Origin of the sequence: Streptomyces sp. NPDC014764 (assembly GCF_043082785.1) — a bacterium.
In the GTDB taxonomy this organism is placed as follows: domain Bacteria; phylum Actinomycetota; class Actinomycetes; order Streptomycetales; family Streptomycetaceae; genus Streptomyces; species Streptomyces althioticus.
In genome coordinates this window covers 783,559-800,891 of record NZ_JBIBXY010000002.1, presented here as the reverse complement: position 1 = coordinate 800,891, position 17,333 = coordinate 783,559, and the positions used below count along the sequence as shown (strand labels likewise).

The 17,333-nt window shown below is 72.9% G+C and carries 13 protein-coding genes and 1 riboswitch; of the genes, 6 read left to right on the top strand and 7 right to left on the bottom strand.

Features of this window, described 5'->3' with window-relative positions; genetic code table 11:
• Window positions 1–14: 14 nt before the first annotated feature.
• From ACF1AG_RS08600 to ACF1AG_RS08580, 5 genes are all read right to left on the bottom strand, one after another.
• Window positions 15–695 (bottom strand): response regulator, encoded by a 681-nt coding sequence (locus ACF1AG_RS08600; protein WP_359604833.1) that lies wholly within the window; start codon window positions 693–695, stop codon window positions 15–17.
• The gene (locus ACF1AG_RS08595; RefSeq protein WP_391809513.1) at window positions 692–2,365 is read right to left on the bottom strand and encodes an ATP-binding protein; all 1,674 of its coding nucleotides are present in this window, start codon (window positions 2,363–2,365) and stop codon (window positions 692–694) included. The genes ACF1AG_RS08600 and ACF1AG_RS08595 overlap by 4 nt, the downstream gene beginning before the upstream one ends.
• Window positions 2,366–2,428: 63 nt before the next feature.
• On the bottom strand, window positions 2,429–3,370 hold the full coding sequence (locus ACF1AG_RS08590) for a sucrase ferredoxin (RefSeq protein WP_391809512.1): 942 nt from the start codon (window positions 3,368–3,370) through the stop codon (window positions 2,429–2,431).
• A 209-nt stretch (window positions 3,371–3,579) separates the two neighbouring features.
• Window positions 3,580–3,816 carry a hypothetical protein gene (locus ACF1AG_RS08585; protein ID WP_387795673.1) on the bottom strand — a complete coding sequence of 79 codons (237 nt, stop codon included), beginning with the start codon at window positions 3,814–3,816 and terminating at the stop codon, window positions 3,580–3,582.
• A gap of 259 nt (window positions 3,817–4,075) precedes the next feature.
• A complete protein-coding gene (locus tag ACF1AG_RS08580) occupies window positions 4,076–4,591 on the bottom strand; it encodes a DUF6082 family protein (protein WP_387795672.1) in 516 nt (171 codons plus the stop codon).
• 319 nt (window positions 4,592–4,910) lie between these two features.
• On the opposite strand from ACF1AG_RS08580, the gene ACF1AG_RS08575 reads away from it, so the two are divergent.
• Complete coding sequence (locus ACF1AG_RS08575; protein ID WP_391809511.1) at window positions 4,911–5,978, top strand: CobW family GTP-binding protein; 1,068 nt, start codon at window positions 4,911–4,913, stop codon at window positions 5,976–5,978.
• On the opposite strand, the gene ACF1AG_RS08570 is transcribed toward ACF1AG_RS08575, so the two are convergent.
• Window positions 5,975–8,428 carry a DNA topoisomerase IV subunit A gene (locus tag ACF1AG_RS08570; protein ID WP_359604844.1) on the bottom strand — a complete coding sequence of 818 codons (2,454 nt, stop codon included), beginning with the start codon at window positions 8,426–8,428 and terminating at the stop codon, window positions 5,975–5,977. The genes ACF1AG_RS08575 and ACF1AG_RS08570 overlap by 4 nt on opposite strands.
• Window positions 8,429–8,983: 555 nt before the next feature.
• Here ACF1AG_RS08570 and ACF1AG_RS08565 point away from each other — a divergent pair.
• From ACF1AG_RS08565 to ACF1AG_RS08550, 4 genes are all read left to right on the top strand, one after another.
• Window positions 8,984–10,366 (top strand): pitrilysin family protein, encoded by a 1,383-nt coding sequence (locus tag ACF1AG_RS08565; protein ID WP_359604850.1) that lies wholly within the window; start codon window positions 8,984–8,986, stop codon window positions 10,364–10,366.
• Window positions 10,363–11,751: a pitrilysin family protein gene (locus tag ACF1AG_RS08560; protein WP_359604845.1), complete on the top strand. Its 1,389-nt coding sequence runs from the start codon at window positions 10,363–10,365 to the stop codon at window positions 11,749–11,751. Before ACF1AG_RS08565 ends, ACF1AG_RS08560 begins: the two co-directional genes overlap by 4 nt.
• A gap of 201 nt (window positions 11,752–11,952) precedes the next feature.
• A riboswitch (cyclic di-AMP (ydaO/yuaA leader) is annotated at window positions 11,953–12,118 on the top strand.
• A gap of 12 nt (window positions 12,119–12,130) precedes the next feature.
• Window positions 12,131–12,904 carry a M23 family metallopeptidase gene (locus tag ACF1AG_RS08555; RefSeq protein WP_359604847.1) on the top strand — a complete coding sequence of 258 codons (774 nt, stop codon included), beginning with the start codon at window positions 12,131–12,133 and terminating at the stop codon, window positions 12,902–12,904.
• Between the two features lie 200 nt (window positions 12,905–13,104).
• Window positions 13,105–13,809 carry a GntR family transcriptional regulator gene (locus tag ACF1AG_RS08550; RefSeq protein ID WP_359604849.1) on the top strand — a complete coding sequence of 235 codons (705 nt, stop codon included), beginning with the start codon at window positions 13,105–13,107 and terminating at the stop codon, window positions 13,807–13,809.
• A gap of 136 nt (window positions 13,810–13,945) precedes the next feature.
• Here the strand turns inward: ACF1AG_RS08550 and ACF1AG_RS08545 are convergent, their stop codons facing one another.
• Window positions 13,946–14,227 carry an HPr family phosphocarrier protein gene (locus ACF1AG_RS08545; RefSeq protein WP_006136411.1) on the bottom strand — a complete coding sequence of 94 codons (282 nt, stop codon included), beginning with the start codon at window positions 14,225–14,227 and terminating at the stop codon, window positions 13,946–13,948.
• A 176-nt stretch (window positions 14,228–14,403) separates the two neighbouring features.
• Between ACF1AG_RS08545 and ACF1AG_RS08540 the strand changes: the two genes are divergently transcribed.
• Window positions 14,404–17,289 carry a GNAT family N-acetyltransferase gene (locus ACF1AG_RS08540; protein WP_359604155.1) on the top strand — a complete coding sequence of 962 codons (2,886 nt, stop codon included), beginning with the start codon at window positions 14,404–14,406 and terminating at the stop codon, window positions 17,287–17,289.
• Window positions 17,290–17,333 lie beyond the last annotated feature (44 nt).

Below are 17,333 nucleotides of genomic sequence, written 5' to 3'. Positions count from 1 at the left end.
CCATGGGCCGTGCCTCAGGCGCGGGTCGCCCACACGTAACGGTGTTCCGGGCGGCCCGCGTCCCCGTACCGCAGGGTCAGCGTGGCCCGTCCCGTGCGCTCCAGGAGCTTCAGATAACGCTGGGCGGTCTGGCGGCTCACTCCGGTGCGTTCGGCGATCTCCTGGGCCGACAGCGGCCCTTCGGCCGTCGTCAGCGCCCGCCGTACGAGGCCCGCCGTGGTGGGGGAGTGCCCCTTGGGCAGCTGCGGCTCGGTCGCCTCCGACAGCGCGCCGAAGATGCGGTCCACCTCAGCCTGCTCCGCCTCGCCACCGCCGTCCAGCGTGCGGCGCAGCCGCGCGTACGCCTCCAGCTTGCCGCGGAGCCCGGCGAAGGCGAACGGCTTGACCAGGTACTGCAGCGCGCCGTGCCGCATAGCCGCCTGCACCGTCGCCACGTCCCGGGCCGCCGTCACCATGATCACGTCGGCCTGGTGGCCGCGCCGCCGCATCTCCCGGACGACGTCCAGACCCGTCTCGTCGGGCAGGTAGTGGTCCATGAGGACGAGATCCACCAGGGGCAGCGCCTCCACCCGCTCCAGCGCCTCCGCCGCGCTGTGCGCCGGGGGTACGGCGTGGAAGCCGGGCACCTTGTCGACGTAGGCCGCGTTGACCCGCGCCACCCGGACGTCGTCGTCCACGACCAGGACCTCGATCACCGTGTCTCCTCGGGTCCGGCGGACCGCGCCGAAGCTGTGGTGAGGGCGGCCGGCGGTTCCGGCTCGCTCAGCGCCTCCGGGAGGACGACCGTGAACTCGGCGCCCCCGCCCGGCGCCTCGCCGACGCGCGCGTCACCCCCGTGCCGGTGCGCGAGACGGCGCACCAGCGGCAGTCCTATGCCCCGCTCGCGGTGGCCGGGCGGCTCCTTGGTGGACCATCCCTCCGTGAAGATCAGCTCGCGCCGCTCGGGCGGCACGCCGGGCCCGGTGTCCCGCACCACGAGCACCGCCGTACGGCCCTCCGCGCGCAACTCGACCTCCACGCGCGCGTCGGGCGTGCCGGCGACGGCGTCCAGCGCGTTGTCCACCAGGTTGCCCACGACGGTCACCAGCCCGCGCGGGTCGACCAGCCGGTCCGGCAGGCGGGACCGGTCCGACAGGCGCAGCACCGCCCCGCGCTCGGCCGCCACCGTCGCCTTGCCCACCAGCAGCGCCGCCAGCAGTGGATCCCGGATCCTCTCCGTGACCTGTTCCGACGTGGCCCGGTGGTCGCCCACCACCTCGCCGACGAACTCCACCGCGTCCTCGTACATCTCCAGCTCCAGCAGGCCCAGCAGGGTGTGCATGCGGTTCGCGTGCTCGTGGTCCTGGGCGCGCAGCGCGTCGATCAGCCCGCGTGTGGAGTCGAGCTCCCGGCCCAGCTGGTCCAGCTCGGTCCGGTCGCGCAGGGTGGCCACGGCGCCGCCGTCGTCGGTCGGCATGCGGTTCGCGACCAGCACCCGCTGCCCGCGGACCGTGAGCAGATCGGTTCCGGTCACCCGCCCCGCCAGCACGTCGGCCGTGCGGCCCGCGCCAAGTGCCTCGTCCGGCGGGCTGCCGACGGCCTCCTCGCCGATGCCCAGCAGCCGCTGCGCCTCGTCGTTCAGCAGACGGACACGCCCGTCCCGGTCCAGGGCCACGACGCCCTCCCGGATGCCGTGCAGCATCGCCTCGCGCTCCGCGAGCAGCGCGGCGATGTCGGAGAAGGCCAGGTCACGGGTCTGCCGCTGGACCCTCCGGGAGATCAGCCAGGCCGCGAGCGCACCCACCGCCAGGGCGCCGCCCGCGTAGGCGAGCAGCCCCGGGATGGCGTGTATCAGCCGCGCGCGGACGCTGTCGTACGCGATGCCGACGGAGACCGCGCCGATCACCTCGCCGTCGGCGTCCCGCAGCGGGACCTTGCCGCGCGCGGAACGCCCCAGGGTGCCCTCGTCGATCTCCATGACCTCGCGGCCCGCCAGCGCCTCACTGGGGTCGGTGGACACCAGGCCGCCGACCCGCTCGGGGTCGGTGTGCGACCAGCGCACGCCCCTGTCGTCCAGCACCACCACGTACTCTGCGCCGGTGGCCCGCCGGATCCGCTCCGCCTCCCGCTGCACCGGCCCGTCGGGCGTGGGGTCCGTGGCGCGCAGGTCCTCGGCGACCTGTGGCTGCTGCGCGGTGGTCTGCGCGATCGCCAGGGCGCGGCGCATCGCCTGGTCGTCGAGCTGCTCGCCGAGCGGCGCGAGAAACAGTCCGGTCGCCAGGACGGCGACGCCCGCCGCGATCGCCACCTGCATCAGCAGGACCTGGGAGAACACCCGCCGCGGCAGGCCGAGGCGCAGACGGCGAGCGGGGGTCGTGGGGGTCATGCCCCGACGGTACGTGGGGGAGGCGGGGACGCCGTAGGGGGTGTGACGGGCTTCTCGTGAGAGTCAGCCGGCCAAGGCCGCGGGGGTGAGGGCACGGACGTCGAGCACGTCCATCCTCGCGGGCGAGCCGAGCGCCGAGCCGCAGCTCTCGGGGCGGGGCGGCCGGGACGCGCCCTGGGCGACCTCTACGCGCCACCGTCGCCCGTCCACGTGGGCGACCGTCACCGTCCAGTGGGGTGCCTCGCCCTCGGTCCGTACCACGCTCAGCACCTGTGCGGCGTCTTCGCGCACGGCGCGCCGCACGGCCAGCTCGGCCGCCTGGCCGGGCCGCTCCCACGCGGAGCCGCCCCGGCAGCCCTCCGTGACGATGCGGCCCTCCTGCACGCCGTGCAGCACCTCCTTGACCGCGTGCGCCTCCGCCCGCCCGTACGCGTAGCCGTACGGCAGCACCAGCACGGTGGGGGAGAAGCGGTGACCGCCGAGGTGGGTGACCTCCCAGACGCCTTCGACACCGGAAGAGGCCAGCTCGGCCGCGAGGGGTCTGCCGAGCAGCGCGCAGCAGCGGTCGCGCTTGCCGTTGGTGCAGACGAGGGCGAGGGGGTCGCCGGTGTGGGGCGCGCCGCCCAGCACCGCGTCGAAGCCGGCGGCCTCGCCGCGGCCGAGTGCGGCGAAGTCGAGGTCGAGCAGGCGGGCGGGATCGGCGGTGGTCGCGGAGTGCAGCCAGACGTTGCCAGGAACGGTGTGGGCCACGTACACGCGGCGCGCGGCGGGCATACGGCTGTCCGCATGGCGTCCGGGACGTCGGACGAGGGCGATGCGTACGCCGGTGTCCTTGGCGGCGGCCTCCAGGGCGCGGCCCAGGCCGGGGTCGAGGTGGCTGGACGTGAGCGCCTTGGCCCCCCACGGGCCGGGCTGCTCCAGCAGAAGCCAGGTCCGCGCGGTGGCCGCGGTCCCCGCGACGGGCTCGTGAAGCTCGCGGGAGACGGTAGAGCACGTGCTACTCACACAGGTGAGCCTAACCTGAGTTTCCCAGGAGTGTCCTGTCGTCCCTTCGGTGTCCGCGGCCCGGCACCGCTTTCGTGCCGGGCCGGACGAACGTCGGCCGAGCAGGGGGATGTCACCTGCTCCATCGGGGCTGCCCCCGCACCGGCGATGGCGTGCGCGGGGTGGTGATGCGAAGCCGAGGGTGGGCTCGCTGCCCGGACCTCCTCGGCTCAAGCGTCCGGGATGTCGGCCTTAGCTCGCAGAAGCGTCTCGCGGGAGATGACCACGATGCGCTCGTAGTCGGCGCGTGCGGCGTCCGGCGGGAGTTCGCCGTCCAGATCCGCAGTGACGTCCGTGCCGATGACGGCGAAATCGCCATCGCTGAGTTCGAAGATGTCGGGGCAGGTCTGCCCGCTGGCACTGCCGCGCTCTCGGGGAGAAGCCCCGATCCGACGCACGATCTTCAAGTCCGTTCCTATCCGTTCCTGGGTGGAGCGAGGGACGGGCCGCCGTGTGCGCCGCGCGCCGTTCCGGCTGATGGCCTGGACTTGCGTTCAGCGAAACTCATGAGTGGGCCCACTGATGCTCATGAGAGGCCGCTGACCCCTGTAAGGACGGCAGCCCCACGCAGTGATGAGTTGCCGTCCGCACGAAGATGTTTCCACAGCGGTGGCACGGGAAGGTTACCGGCTTGCGCAGTCGGGTTGTGCCACCCCAGGGGGCAGGTCACTCGTCCGGCGTTCCCCCGCCGACGACCCACCAGGACTCACCGTCGTCGGCATCCTCCAGGAAGGCGTCCATCTCCGTGACGAGCGCGTCCATCACCGCCCCGAGCGAGGCCTCGTCGGACGAGGCGATGCTCTCCCGGTGGTGGCGTGTGGCGACCCAGTACTCCCGGAAGATCCTGTTGCGGGACATCACGCGTACGTGTCCGTGCAGTTCGGAGAGGGTCATCGCCCCGATCCGGTGGTAGTACAGGGCGTTGATGTACATGGCGTTGGCGAAGAGGAACTGCCGCTGCTTCTGGGGCGGTACGTCCGTCTCGTAGGTGTCCAGGACGGCGGCCAGCTCTGGATCGGACATGGCCTTGCACAGCAGTTGGAAATGCAGCCGGTGCTGTTCGGCGAGGGCGGCGCGCTTGCGCTGCCGCGCGCCTCGCTGCGCTACCGAGCTCGCGGTGAGCGCGAGGTGGGACCAAGCGGCGGAGCCGAGCCGGCGCAGGCCAGGCGTCTGTGTGCCCATGTCAAATACCCCCGATCAGGCCGCCGTCCGCCGGTCGTCGGGTGGTGGGTCGACTTCAGGGAACCGGCGAGCGGTGGGCGGCGCTTGCCGCCTTCCAGGGTGCCGAGCGGCTCTGATCGGCGGGAAGGCGGAGAGGAGGCGCACGGAGGGAAGCGAGGGTCGCACGATCCGGCGCCTTGCCAGACGTCTGCCCCGCGAATGCTGCTAACAATCGTTCACTTCGGGGTCGTTGCGGGTACTCGTATCCTGGACTGTCAGTCGTTCGTGCGTGCGCACGCCGTCAGCGAGCCGGTGTGCGCACAGGTGTGAGAGGGGTCGTGTGTCGGAGCGGAGCAGCGGGCCGGGCGGCGGGCGGCAGATTCCGGTGGTCGTGCTGGCCGGATTCCTCGGCTCGGGAAAGACCACCCTGCTCAACCACCTCCTCCACCGCAGCGGCGGCAGCCGTATCGGCGCGGTCGTGAACGACTTCGGGGCCGTCGAGATCGACGCCATGGCGGTCGCGGGCGCCCTGGGGGACTCGACCGTCTCGCTCGGCAACGGATGCCTCTGCTGTGCCGTCGACGCCAGTGAGCTCGACGAGTACCTCGAGCGGCTCGCCCGCCCCTCCGCCGGTATCGACGTCGTCGTCATCGAGGCGAGCGGCCTGGCCGAACCGCAGGAGCTCGTTCGCATGGTGCTCGCCAGCGAGTTGCCGAACATCGTGTACGGCGGCCTCGTCGAGGTCGTCGACGCCGCCGAGTTCGACGAGACCCGGGCCGCGCACCCCGGCATCGACCGGCATCTGGCGCTCGCCGACCTAGCGGTCGTGAACAAGATCGACCGGGTGGACGACCCGGAGCCCGTGCTGAAGACGGTCAGGGACCTCGTCGACCGCGCGGCCGTGGTGCCCGCCACGCACGGCCGGGTCGACCCCGAGTTCCTCTTCGACTGCCGGCCGAGCGAGGAGCGCATCGGGCAGCTGTCCTTCGACGACCTCTACCGGGACGGCCGGGAGCACGAAGCCCACCCCCATCTGCACGCCGGTTACGACACGCTCTCCTTCGTGTCCGAGCGTCCGCTCGACCCCCGGCGCCTCGTCGCCTTCCTCGACAGCAGGCCCGCCGGGCTGTACCGCATCAAGGGATACGTCGACTTCGGCCCCTACGACGTGCGCAACCGGTACGCCGTGCACTCCGTCGGCCGCTTCCTGCGCTTCTACCCGGAACCGTGGCCGGCCGGCGCCGCGCGGGCGACGCAGCTCGTGCTGATCGGGACCGGTTTCGACACCGCCGCCCTGCGCGCCGAGCTGGAGGGCTGTGTGAGCGACGGCGCCCCGCACACCGACGACGAGGCCGGCATGTGGGGCGTCCTGCGCTACGTCCAGGAGACCGAGGACCCCGGGGCCTAGACCGGCCCCGCCACGACGGCGACCGTCCTGCCCAGGGACACGCCCGAACCGTCGCGGCGCGGGTCGATCTCCGGGAGGTCCACCGCCGTGCCGTTCTTCTGCGCCGCGCGCGCCGGGACGGGGCCCGCCCAGGCCAGGGACAGGCAGTCCTCGCCCTTCAGGAACCGCTGGCAGCGCACGCCGCCGGTGGCCCGGCCCTTGCGTGGGTACTGGTCGAACGGGGTCAGCTTGGCCGTCGTCTGGACGGAGTCGTCCAGCGTGCCGCGCGAGCCCGCGACGGTGAACACCACGGCGTCCGCCGCCGGGTCGACCGCCGTGAAGCTGATGACCTTCGCGTCCTCGCCGAGCTTGATGCCCGTCATGCCGCCCGCCGGACGTCCCTGCGGACGCACGATGGAGGCCGGGAAGCGCAGCAACTGCGCGTCGTCGGTGATGAAGACGAGGTCCTCCTCACCCGTGCGCAGTTCGGTCGCGCCGACGATCCGGTCGCCCTCCTTGAGGGTGATGACCTCCAGCTCCTCCTTGTTGGAGGGGTAGTCGGGCACCACACGCTTGACCACACCCTGCTGGGTGCCGATTGCCAGGCCCGGCGAGGACTCGTCGAGCGTGGTCAGGCACACCACCTGCTCGTCGTCCTCCAGGGACACGAACTCCGCCAGCGGCGCACCGCCCGACAGGTTCGGCACCGGCATCGACTCGGGCAGCTGGGGCAGGTCGATCACATTGACCCGGAGCAGCCGGCCCGCCGAGGTGATCACGCCGATCTCGCCGCGCGCGGTAGCCGGGACGGCCGAGAGGATCACGTCGTGCTTGACGCGCTTGCCGCCGGAGGTGTCGGCGAGCGGCCGGTCGTCGGCGGTGCGTGCCAGCAGTCCCGTGGACGACAGGAGCACGCGGCACGGGGTGTCCGCCACCTGAAGCGGCACCGCGGCCGGGGCGCCGGCCGACTCCAGCAGCATCGTGCGCCGGTCGTTGCCGAACTTCTTCGCCACCGCTGCCAGTTCGGACGAGACCAGCTTGCGCAGCTCCGCGTCCGAGTCGAGGATCCGGGTCAGCTCCTCGATCTCCGCGTTCAGCCGGTCCTTCTCGGCCTCCAGCTCGATCCGGTCGTACTTGGTGAGGCGGCGCAGCGGGGTGTCCAGGATGTACTGCGTCTGGACGTCGCTCAGCGAGAAGTGCTCGATGAGCCGCTGCTTGGCCTGCGCCGAGTTCTCGCTGGAGCGGATCAGGCGGATGACCTCGTCGATGTCGAGCAGCGCCGTGAGCAGGCCCTCGACCAGGTGCAGCCGGTCGCGCTTCTTGCTGCGGCGGAACTCCGAGCGGCGGCGCACCACGGTGAAGCGGTGGTCGAGGTAGACCTCGAGCAGCTCCTTGAGGCCGAGGGTGAGGGGCTGGCCGTCCACCAGCGCCACGTTGTTGATGCCGAAGGACTCCTCCATCGGCGTCAGCTTGTACAGCTGCTCCAGCACGGCCTCCGGCACGAAACCGTTCTTGATCTCGATGACGAGGCGCAGGCCGTGCTCGCGGTCGGTGAGGTCCTTGACGTCGGCGATCCCCTGGAGCTTCTTGGAGCCCACCAGGTCCTTGATTTTGGCGATCACCTTCTCCGGGCCGACCGTGAACGGCAGCTCGGTGACGACGAGGCCCTTGCGGCGCGCCGTCACGTCCTCGACGGTCACCGTGGCGCGGATCTTGAACGTGCCGCGGCCGGTCTCGTACGCGTCCCGGACGCCGTTGAGGCCGACGATCCGGCCGCCCGTGGGCAGGTCGGGGCCCGGGACGTGCTTCATCAGGGCGTCGAGGTCGGCGTTCGGGTGCCGGATCAGGTGCCGTGCGGCGGCGACGACCTCACGCAGGTTGTGCGGCGGCATGTTGGTGGCCATGCCGACGGCGATGCCCGAGGCGCCGTTCACCAGGAGGTTGGGGAACGCGGCGGGCAGGGCGACCGGTTCCTGCTCCTGGCCGTCGTAGTTGGGCGCGAAGTCGACCGTGTCCTCGTCGATGGACTCGGTCATCAGGCTCGTGGCCTCGGCCATGCGGCACTCGGTGTACCGCATCGCGGCCGGCGGGTCGTCGTTGCCCAGCGAGCCGAAGTTGCCGTGGCCGTCCACCAGGGGCAGGCGCATGGAGAACGGCTGCGCCATGCGGACGAGGGCGTCGTAGATCGACGCGTCGCCGTGCGGGTGCAGCTTTCCCATCACCTCGCCCACCACGCGCGCGCACTTGACGTAGCCGCGCTCGGGGCGCAGGCCCATCTCGTTCATCTGGTAGACGATGCGGCGGTGCACCGGCTTGAGACCGTCACGCGCGTCGGGCAGGGCGCGGGAGTAGATGACCGAGTACGCGTACTCGAGGAAGGAGCCCTGCATCTCGTCGACGACGTCGATGTCGAGGATCTTCTCCTCGTACGGGTCGTCGGGCGGCGGGGTCTTCGTGCTGCGGCGGGCCATCGCTGCCGGCTCCTTGCTGAAGCGTGGGACGGGATCTGACGCGGACCATTGTGGACCTTCGCACTGACAGGGCGGGACCAGGACCCGGGTCCTGCCGCCCGGTTCGGCGCGGTACGGCGGCGCGAGCAGGCTACGCGGCTCCGTCGCCGGTCACTCCGCGGGGTCGCCCCGAGGACCGCACCGACACCTCGGCGGGGCCGCCCGCGGACCGCACCGACCCCTCGGGGGAGGCGGCGCCCCCGTGGCCGGCACGGCCCCGGGTGAGTGCGACCCGCCCGCCTTCGGTCCGCCCCGGCGCACACCCCCACCCGCCCGCACCCCGAAGGCGCACGACGGCGCATCCCAGGAAGCGACCCGGCGCACACCCCCGTCACGCGCCGTGCGCTTCTCTCACTCCTCGCACGCCCCGCACCACCGGCCCCACCAGGTTCTCGCTCTCGGCGTAGCGGCCCGGTCCGGGAACTCCACCGGCTGTCCGCACGCTTGCATACAGTGGCAGGACCGGCAGAAACGGCGGTGTCGACGACGACCGCCTCCGCGATCGAAGGGACGTACATGCCCATGGGTCACACGGCCACAGCCCAGGCAGGCTCCGGGGGCCTGACAGCGACCGAGCACCGCCTGGCCAACGGCCTGCGCGTGGTGCTCTCCGAGGACCACCTGACCCCGGTCGCGGCGGTGTGCCTCTGGTACGACGTGGGCTCACGGCACGAGGTCAAGGGCCGTACCGGCCTGGCTCACCTTTTCGAGCACCTGATGTTCCAGGGGTCCGCCCAGGTGAAGGGCAACGGTCACTTCGAGCTGGTGCAGGGCGCCGGCGGCTCGCTCAACGGCACCACCAGCTTCGAGCGGACCAACTACTTCGAGACCATGCCCGCGCACCAGCTGGAGCTCGCCCTCTGGCTGGAGGCCGACCGCATGGGCTCCCTGCTGACCGCCCTGGACGAGGAGTCCATGGAGAACCAGCGGGACGTCGTGAAGAACGAGCGCCGTCAGCGCTACGACAACGTCCCCTACGGCACGGCTTTCGAGAAGCTCACCGCCCTCGCCTACCCGGAGGGCCACCCCTACCACCACACCCCGATCGGGTCGATGGCGGACCTGGACGCGGCGACCCTGGAGGACGCCCGTCAGTTCTTCCGCACCTATTACGCGCCGAACAACGCGGTGCTGTCCGTGGTCGGCGACATCGACCCCGAGCAGACGCTCGCCTGGATCGAGAAGTACTTCGGCTCCATCCCGTCCCACGACGGCAAGCCCGCTCCGCGCGACGGCTCGCTGCCGGACGTCATGGGCGGGGAGCTGCGCGAGGTCGTCGAGGAGGAGGTCCCGGCGCGGGCGCTGATGGCCGCCTACCGGCTCCCGGAGGACGGCACGCGCGCGGCCGACGCGGCCGACCTGGCGCTCACCGTCCTCGGCGGCGGCGAGTCCTCGCGCATCTACAACCGCCTGGTGCGACGTGACCGCACGGCCGTCGCGGCCGGGTTCGGCCTGCTGCGGCTGGCCGGGGCGCCGTCCCTCGGCTGGCTGGACGTCAAGACGTCCGGCGACGTCGAGGTGCCCGTGATCGAGGCCGCCATCGACGAGGAGCTCGCCCGGTTCGCCGAGGAGGGCCCCACCGCCGAGGAGATGGAGCGCGCCCAGGCCCAGCTGGAGCGCGAGTGGCTCGACCGGCTCGGCACGGTCGCCGGCCGCGCCGACGAACTGTGCCGCTACGCCGTGCTGTTCGGCGACCCGCAGCTCGCCCTGACCGCCGTGAGCCGGGTCCTGGAGGTGACGGCCGAGGAGGTCCAGGAGGTCGCCAAGGCGCGCCTGCGGCCGGACAACCGCGCCGTGCTCGTCTACGAGCCCGTCGCCCCGGCGGCCGGTGACGAAGCCGACGCAGCCGACGAAGCCGCCGCAGCCGGCACCGACGAGAACGAGGAGGCGGCGAAGTGACCGAGCTCGCCACGATGGAGTTCCACCCCCGGCCGCAGGCGGGCGAGGCCAGGCCCTGGGCCTTCCCGGCCCCCGAGCGCGGCGCCCTCGACAACGGCCTGACGGTGCTGCGCTGCCACCGCCCCGGCCAGCAGGTCGTCGCCGTCGAGGTGGTCCTCGGCGCCCCCCTGGACGCGGAGCCGGAGGACCTGGACGGCGTCGCCACGATCATGGCGCGCGCCTTCTCCGAGGGCACCGACAAGCATTCCGCCGAGGAGTTCGCCGCCGAGCTGGAGCGCTGCGGCGCCACCCTCGACGCGCACGCCGACCACCCCGGCGTCCGCCTCAGCCTGGAGGTGCCCGCCTCGCGGCTCGCCAAGGGGCTCGGGCTGGTCGCCGACGCCCTGCGCGCCCCCGCCTTCGCCGACAGCGAGATCGAGCGGCTGGTCCGCAACCGCCTCGACGAGATCCCGCACGAGCTGGCGAACCCGTCGCGCCGCGCCGCGAAGGAGCTCGCCAAGGAGCTGTTCCCGGCGAGCGCGCGCATGTCCCGCCCCCGCCAGGGCACCGAGGAGACCGTCGCGCGCATCGACTCCGCGGCCGTGCGCGGCTTCTACGAGAAGCACGTCCGCCCGGCCACGGCGACCGCCGTGGTGGTCGGCGACCTCACCGGCGTCGACCTGGACGCGCTGCTCGCCGACACCCTGGGCGCCTGGACCGGCTCCCAGGCGCAGCCGCGGCCCGTCCCGCCCGTGGTCGCGGACGACACCGGCCGCGTGGTCGTCGTGGACCGGCCCGGCGCCGTGCAGACGCAGTTGCTGCTCGGCCGCACCGGCCCGGACCGCCATGACCGCGTGTGGCCCGCCCAGGTGCTCGGCACGTACTGCCTCGGCGGCACCCTGACCTCCCGTCTGGACCGTGTCCTGCGTGAGGAGAAGGGATACACCTACGGCGTACGGGCGTTCGGCCAGGTACTGCGCTCGGCCCCCGACGGCACGGGCGCGTCGATGCTGGCCATCAGCGGCTCGGTCGACACCCCCAACACCGGCCCCGCGCTGGACGACCTGTGGACCGTGCTGCGCAGGCTGGCCGCCGAGGGCCTCACCGACGAGGAGCGCGACGTCGCCGTGCAGAACCTGGTGGGCGTGGCGCCCCTCAAGTACGAGACCGCCGCTGCCGTCGCGAGCACCCTGGCCGACCAGGTCGAGCAGCACCTGCCGGACCACTACCAGGCCGACCTGTACCGGCAGTTGGCCGCGACCGGCACCGTGGAGGCCACGGCGGCCGTCGTGAACGCCTTCCCGGTGGACCGTCTGGTGACCGTGCTCGTGGGTGACGCGGCGCAGATCAAGGCGCCCGTGGAGGCGCTCGGGATCGGCGAAGTCACCGTCGTCACGGCCGAGTAGAACCGCGGCGGGACGCACGCGCGGGGGAGCCCCGGTGACGGGTACGTCACCGGGGCTCCCTTATGCCCGAATTGGGGCGGAGGTTGCCCGTCTGCCCTGTGGGATGCGCTACAAAACCCGGGATTCGTTTGAGGATTGCGAGATGTCCCGCTTAGTTTCGTGCGGGCTGTTCGTCGGGCAGTGCGCCGCATCCGCGGCACCGGACAGCCATCGCCGAGTCCCCGTACGGCGCGAGCCAGGGGAGCCGGGGACCCACACGAAGTCCCTGGGGTGAATCGGACGCCCGCGCGTGTCGCGAGGGGGTCCGTAGGAGACCTTCCTGCTCCGAACCCGTCAGCTAACCCGGTAGGCGAGAGGGAAGGAAAGGACCAGCTTGTACATGGCGTTCACCCGCGCCACCGGGAAGCACCGTCGTCCCAGCCGCGTCCAGCGCGGCACCGCCCGCGCCGCGGGCGTCGCGGCCCTCGCGGGCACCGGCGTCGTCGGCTCCCTCGCGGCCCCCGCGCTCGCCGCCGAACCGGCCGCGGCGCAGACCGGTCTCACCCCTGTCGTCACCCTCGGCGACGTGGTCGCCGACCGCGTCGACGCCCAGGCCGCCGCCCAGCACGAGGCCGCCCGCGTGGCGGCCCAGGAGGCCGCGCGCAAGGCCGCCGAGGAGGCGGCCCGCGAGCGCGCCGTCGAGGAGGCCCAGAAGGCCCGCGCCGAGAAGGAGCGCGCCGCGCGTGAGGCGGAGCGCAAGCGTCTCAACACCTTCGTCTCCCCGATCCCCGGCTCGTACGTGTCGACCGCGTACCAGAGCGGCGGCGCCATCTGGTCGTCCGGCAGCCACACCGGGATCGACTTCCATGCGGCCGGCGGCACCCCCGTCCAGTCCGTCGGCGTCGGCACGGTCGTCGAGGCCGGCTGGGGCGGCGCGTACGGCAACCAGGTCGTCATCAAGATGCACGACGGCACGTACACCCAGTACGCGCACCTGTCGTCCGTCTCCGTGTCGGCGGGGCAGGAGGTCACCGCCGGCCAGCAGATCGGCCTGTCCGGCGCCACCGGGAACGTCACCGGCGCCCACCTGCACTTCGAGGCGCGCATGTCCGCCGAGTACGGCTCCGACCTCGACCCGGTCTCCTACCTCCGGTCGCACGGCGTGAACATCTGAGGCGCACCCTCCCGCCTTCCGGGCCCCGGCTCCCACGAGCCGGGGCTTTCGCCGTTTTCGAACCCTTCCGCGCGGGCGCCGCCTGTCCAAAAATTATGTATGGATTCCGGTCCCCCGTCGGAAATTGTCGTCGATTGCAATAGAGTCACGAACGGACGTCAATCGTCGACGTTTCACGGGGATTAAGCCGGAGGTCGGTCATGCGTATTCCCGCGCACTCGGTGTGCACGGCGATCCGGGACGACATCGTCGCCGGTGTCTACGAGCGCGGGGCCCGGCTCACCGAGGAACTGCTCGCCCGCCGCTACGGGGTCTCCCGCGTTCCGGTCCGGGAGGCGCTGCGCACCCTGGAGGCCGAGGGGTTCGTGGTGACCCGGCGGCACGCGGGCGCGTGCGTGGCCGAGCCCACCGAGCAGGAGGCCGCCGACCTGCTGGAGATGCGCCAGCTCCTTGAGCCCCTGGGCGCCTCCCGGGCGGCCCAGAGGCGCACCGACGCCCATCTCAAGGTGCTGCGCGGCCTGGTCAGGCTGGGACAGGAACGCGCACGTCAGGGCAACAGCGACGACCTGCGCTCCCTGGGCGGCTGGTTCCACGAGACGCTCGCCCAGGCCTCAGGCAGCCCGGCGCTGACGTCGATGCTGACCCAGGTCAGGCACAAGATCGCCTGGATGTACGCGGTCGACGGACCGCCCGACCCGGTCGCGTACTGGGCGGAGCACGGCGCGATCGTGGACGCCGTGGCGCGCGGCGACGGCGAGCGGGCGCGGTCGCTCACGGCGCTGCACACCGAGCAGGCGAAGGCCGGACACCGGCTGCGGTTCGGCTCCGGCGCCGAGCGAGCCGTCCGCACGGACCGTGTGAGGAACTCGCAACATCCCGTAAACATGCCGAGCCTGCGCCATTAACACGGGTCCCGTATACAAAGAGGGCGTAAATGGCGGGGGCTATTTCTGCTGCCCCGAAATGGGAATGGGAAAGGCCCGCCCGGTGATCCGGGCGGGCCTTTCCGTGTCGCACGGCCTTCGCGTGCGGAATTCTGGTTCAGACGGTCTCGGGGAGTTCCTCGAGACCCTCGGCGACCAGCTTCGCCAGACGGTCGAGGGCGGCGTCCGCACCCTCGGCGTCGGAGGCGAGGACGATCTCTTCACCGCCCTGGGCGCCCAGGCCCAGGACGGCCAGCATCGAGGCCGCGTTGACGGGGGTGCCCCCGGCCTTGGCGATCGTCACGGGGACGCCTGCGGCCGTGGCGGCTCGGACGAAGATGGAGGCGGGGCGGGCGTGGAGACCCTCGGCCCAGCCGACGTTGACGCGGCGCTCAGCCATGTGTTGCTGCCCTTCGCTGTTCAGGGTTGTCTAGACCAGTCTTCCATATCGTGGCGCGTGCCCGGAGCGGCGTCCGGGACGGCCTCCACGACTGCCGGGCCGCGGCCTCGGCCCGGCGGTCGTCCACCACAGACTGCCTCGCGCCGCCGCCGGACGCGAGCCGTACTCTGGGGCCCATGCAGACCTCGTCGGACCGCCACGAGTACCCCGCCCACTGGGAGGCCGACGTGGTGCTGCGCGACGGCGGCACCGCGCGCATCCGCCCCATCACCGCCGACGACGCGGAGCGCCTGGTCAGCTTCTACGAGCAGGTGTCCGACGAGTCGAAGTACTACCGCTTCTTCGCGCCCTACCCGCGGCTGTCGGCCAAGGACGTGCACCGCTTCACCCACCACGACTTCGTCGACCGGGTCGGGCTCGCGGCGACCGTCGGGGACGACTTCATCGGCACCGTGCGCTACGACCGCATCGGCGCCGGCGGGCGGCCCGCCACCGGCGCGGAGGCCGACGAGGCCGAGGTCGCCTTCCTGGTGCAGGACGCCCACCAGGGCCGGGGCGTCGCCTCCGCCCTCCTGGAACACATCGCCGCGGTCGCGCGTGAGCGCGGCATCCGCCGGTTCGCCGCCGAGGTGCTGCCCGCCAACACCAAGATGATCAAGGTGTTCACCGACGCCGGGTACACCCAGAAGCGCAGCTTCGAGGACGGCGTCGTCCGCCTGGAGTTCGGCCTCGAACCCACCGACCGCTCCCTGGCCGTGCAGCACGCGCGCGAACAGCGTGCGGAGGCCCGCTCCGTGCAGCGGCTCCTCGCGCCCGGCGCGGTCGCCGTCATCGGCACCGGCCGCACCCCCGGCGGCGTGGGACGCAGCATCCTCGGCAACATCCGCGACGGAGACTTCACCGGCCGCCTCTACGCCGTGAACGGCGCGCTGCCGGAGGGGCAGAAGGAGCTCGACGGCGTCCCCGCCTTCCGCTCCGTGCGCGACATCGACGGGCCCGTGGACCTCGCGGTCGTCGCGGTGCCCGCCGACCGCGTCCCCGAGGTCGTCGCCGAGTGCGGCGAGCACGACGTCCAGGGCCTCGTCGTGGTCTCCGCCGGCTACGCCGAGTCCGGCCCCGAGGGCAGGGAGCGCCAGCGCGCCCTGGTCCGGCAGGCCCGCAGCTACGGCATGCGGATCATCGGACCGAACTCCTTCGGCGTCATCAACACCTCGCCCGAGGTGCGGCTGAACGCCTCGCTCGCACCCGACATGCCCCGCGCAGGTCGCATCGGCCTGTTCGCCCAGTCCGGCGCCATCGGCGTCGCGCTGTTGTCCCGCCTGCACCGGCGCGGCGGCGGCGTCACCGGAGTCACCGGCCTGTCCACGTTCGTCTCCTCCGGCAACCGCGCCGACGTCTCCGGCAACGACGTCCTGCAGTACTGGTACGAGGACGCCGACACCGACGTCGCCCTGATGTACCTGGAGTCCATCGGCAACCCCCGCAAGTTCACCCGCCTCGCACGCCGCACCGCCGCCGCCAAGCCTCTGGTCGTGGTGCAGGGCGCGCGCCACGGGGCGGGACCGCGCGGGCACGCCGTCCGCGCGACCCAGCTGCCGCACGCCACGGTCTCCGCCCTGCTGCGCCAGGCCGGGGTGATCCGCGTGGACACCATCACCGACCTGGTCGACGCCGGCCTGCTGCTCGCCCGCCAGCCCCTCCCCGCCGGACCCCGGGTGGCGATCCTCGGCAACTCCGAGTCCCTGGGCCTGCTCACCTACGACGCCTGCCTCGCCGAAGGGCTGCGCCCGCACCCGCCGCAGGACCTCACCACCGCCGCCTCCGCGGCCGACTTCCACGCCGCGCTCTCCCGCGCGCTGGCCGACGACTCCTCCGACGCCGTCGTCGTCACCGCCATCCCCTCGGTGGGCGAGGGATCGGTCGGTGACGCCGCCCTGGCGGAAGCGCTGCGCTCGGCCGCCGCCGAGCAGCCCACCAAGCCGGTCCTCGTGGTCCACGTCGAACTGGGCGGCCTCGCGGAGGCCCTGTCCGCCGCGACGAGCACGGCGCCCCAGCCGGGCGCTGCCTCCGGCCCCGACCCGGCCCACCGCACGGAGGAGCGCGTGGAAGGCCGCACGGCGGCGGACGAGGGCGCACGGACGGACGACAAGGGCGCAGCCGCCCTCGCACCGCCCGCCGAGGACGCACCCCGCGAGGGCACGCACCCCATTCCCGCCTATCCGGCGGCCGAGCGCGCCGTCCGGGCGCTCGCGCAGGCCGTGGCGTACGGGCAGTGGCGGCGGGACGCGGCCGAACCCGGCAAGGTGCCCGAGTACGAGGACATCGACGAGCGGGGCGCCGCCACCCTGATCGAGGGGCTGCTCGCCCGCGGCCAGGGCCTCACCCTCACCACCGACGCCACCTGCGAACTGCTCGCCGCCTACGGTGTCCACGTCCACCGCGCGCTGCCCGCACTCACCCCCGGAGCCGCCGTCGAGGCCGCCGGCGCCCTCGGCTACCCGGTCGCCCTCAAGGCGACCGCCCCGCACCTCAGGCACCGCGCCGACCTGGGCGGCGTCCGGCTCGACCTCGCCGACGAGGAGCAGCTGCGCCGGGCGTACGCCGAGCTCACCGAGCTGTTCGGCAGCCCGGAGGAGCTGCGCCCCGTGGTGCAGCGCATGGCCCCCCGCGGGGTGGACACGGTGGTCCGCGCCGTCATCGACCCCGCGGCCGGCGCCGTGCTGTCGTTCGGGCTCGCCGGGGCCGCATCCCAGCTGCTCGGCGACATGGCGCACCGCCTGATCCCCGTCACCGACCGGGACGCCACCTCCCTGGTCCGGTCGATCCGCACGGCCCCGCTGCTGTTCGGCTGGCGCGGCTCGGCGCCCGTCGACACCCCCGCGCTGGAGGAACTGATGCTGCGGGTGTCGCGCCTGGTCCACGACCACCCCGAGGTCGTCGCGGTCACCCTGGAGCCGGTCGTCGTCGCCCCGCACGGCATCAGCGTCCTCGGCGCCTCCGTACGTCTCGCGCCGCCGCCCGCCCGCGACGACCACGGGCCCCGGACCCTCCCCGCGTACTGACCGGCGGCGAGCGGTGCCTCGCAGTCAGTGGCCACCCGTAGGAT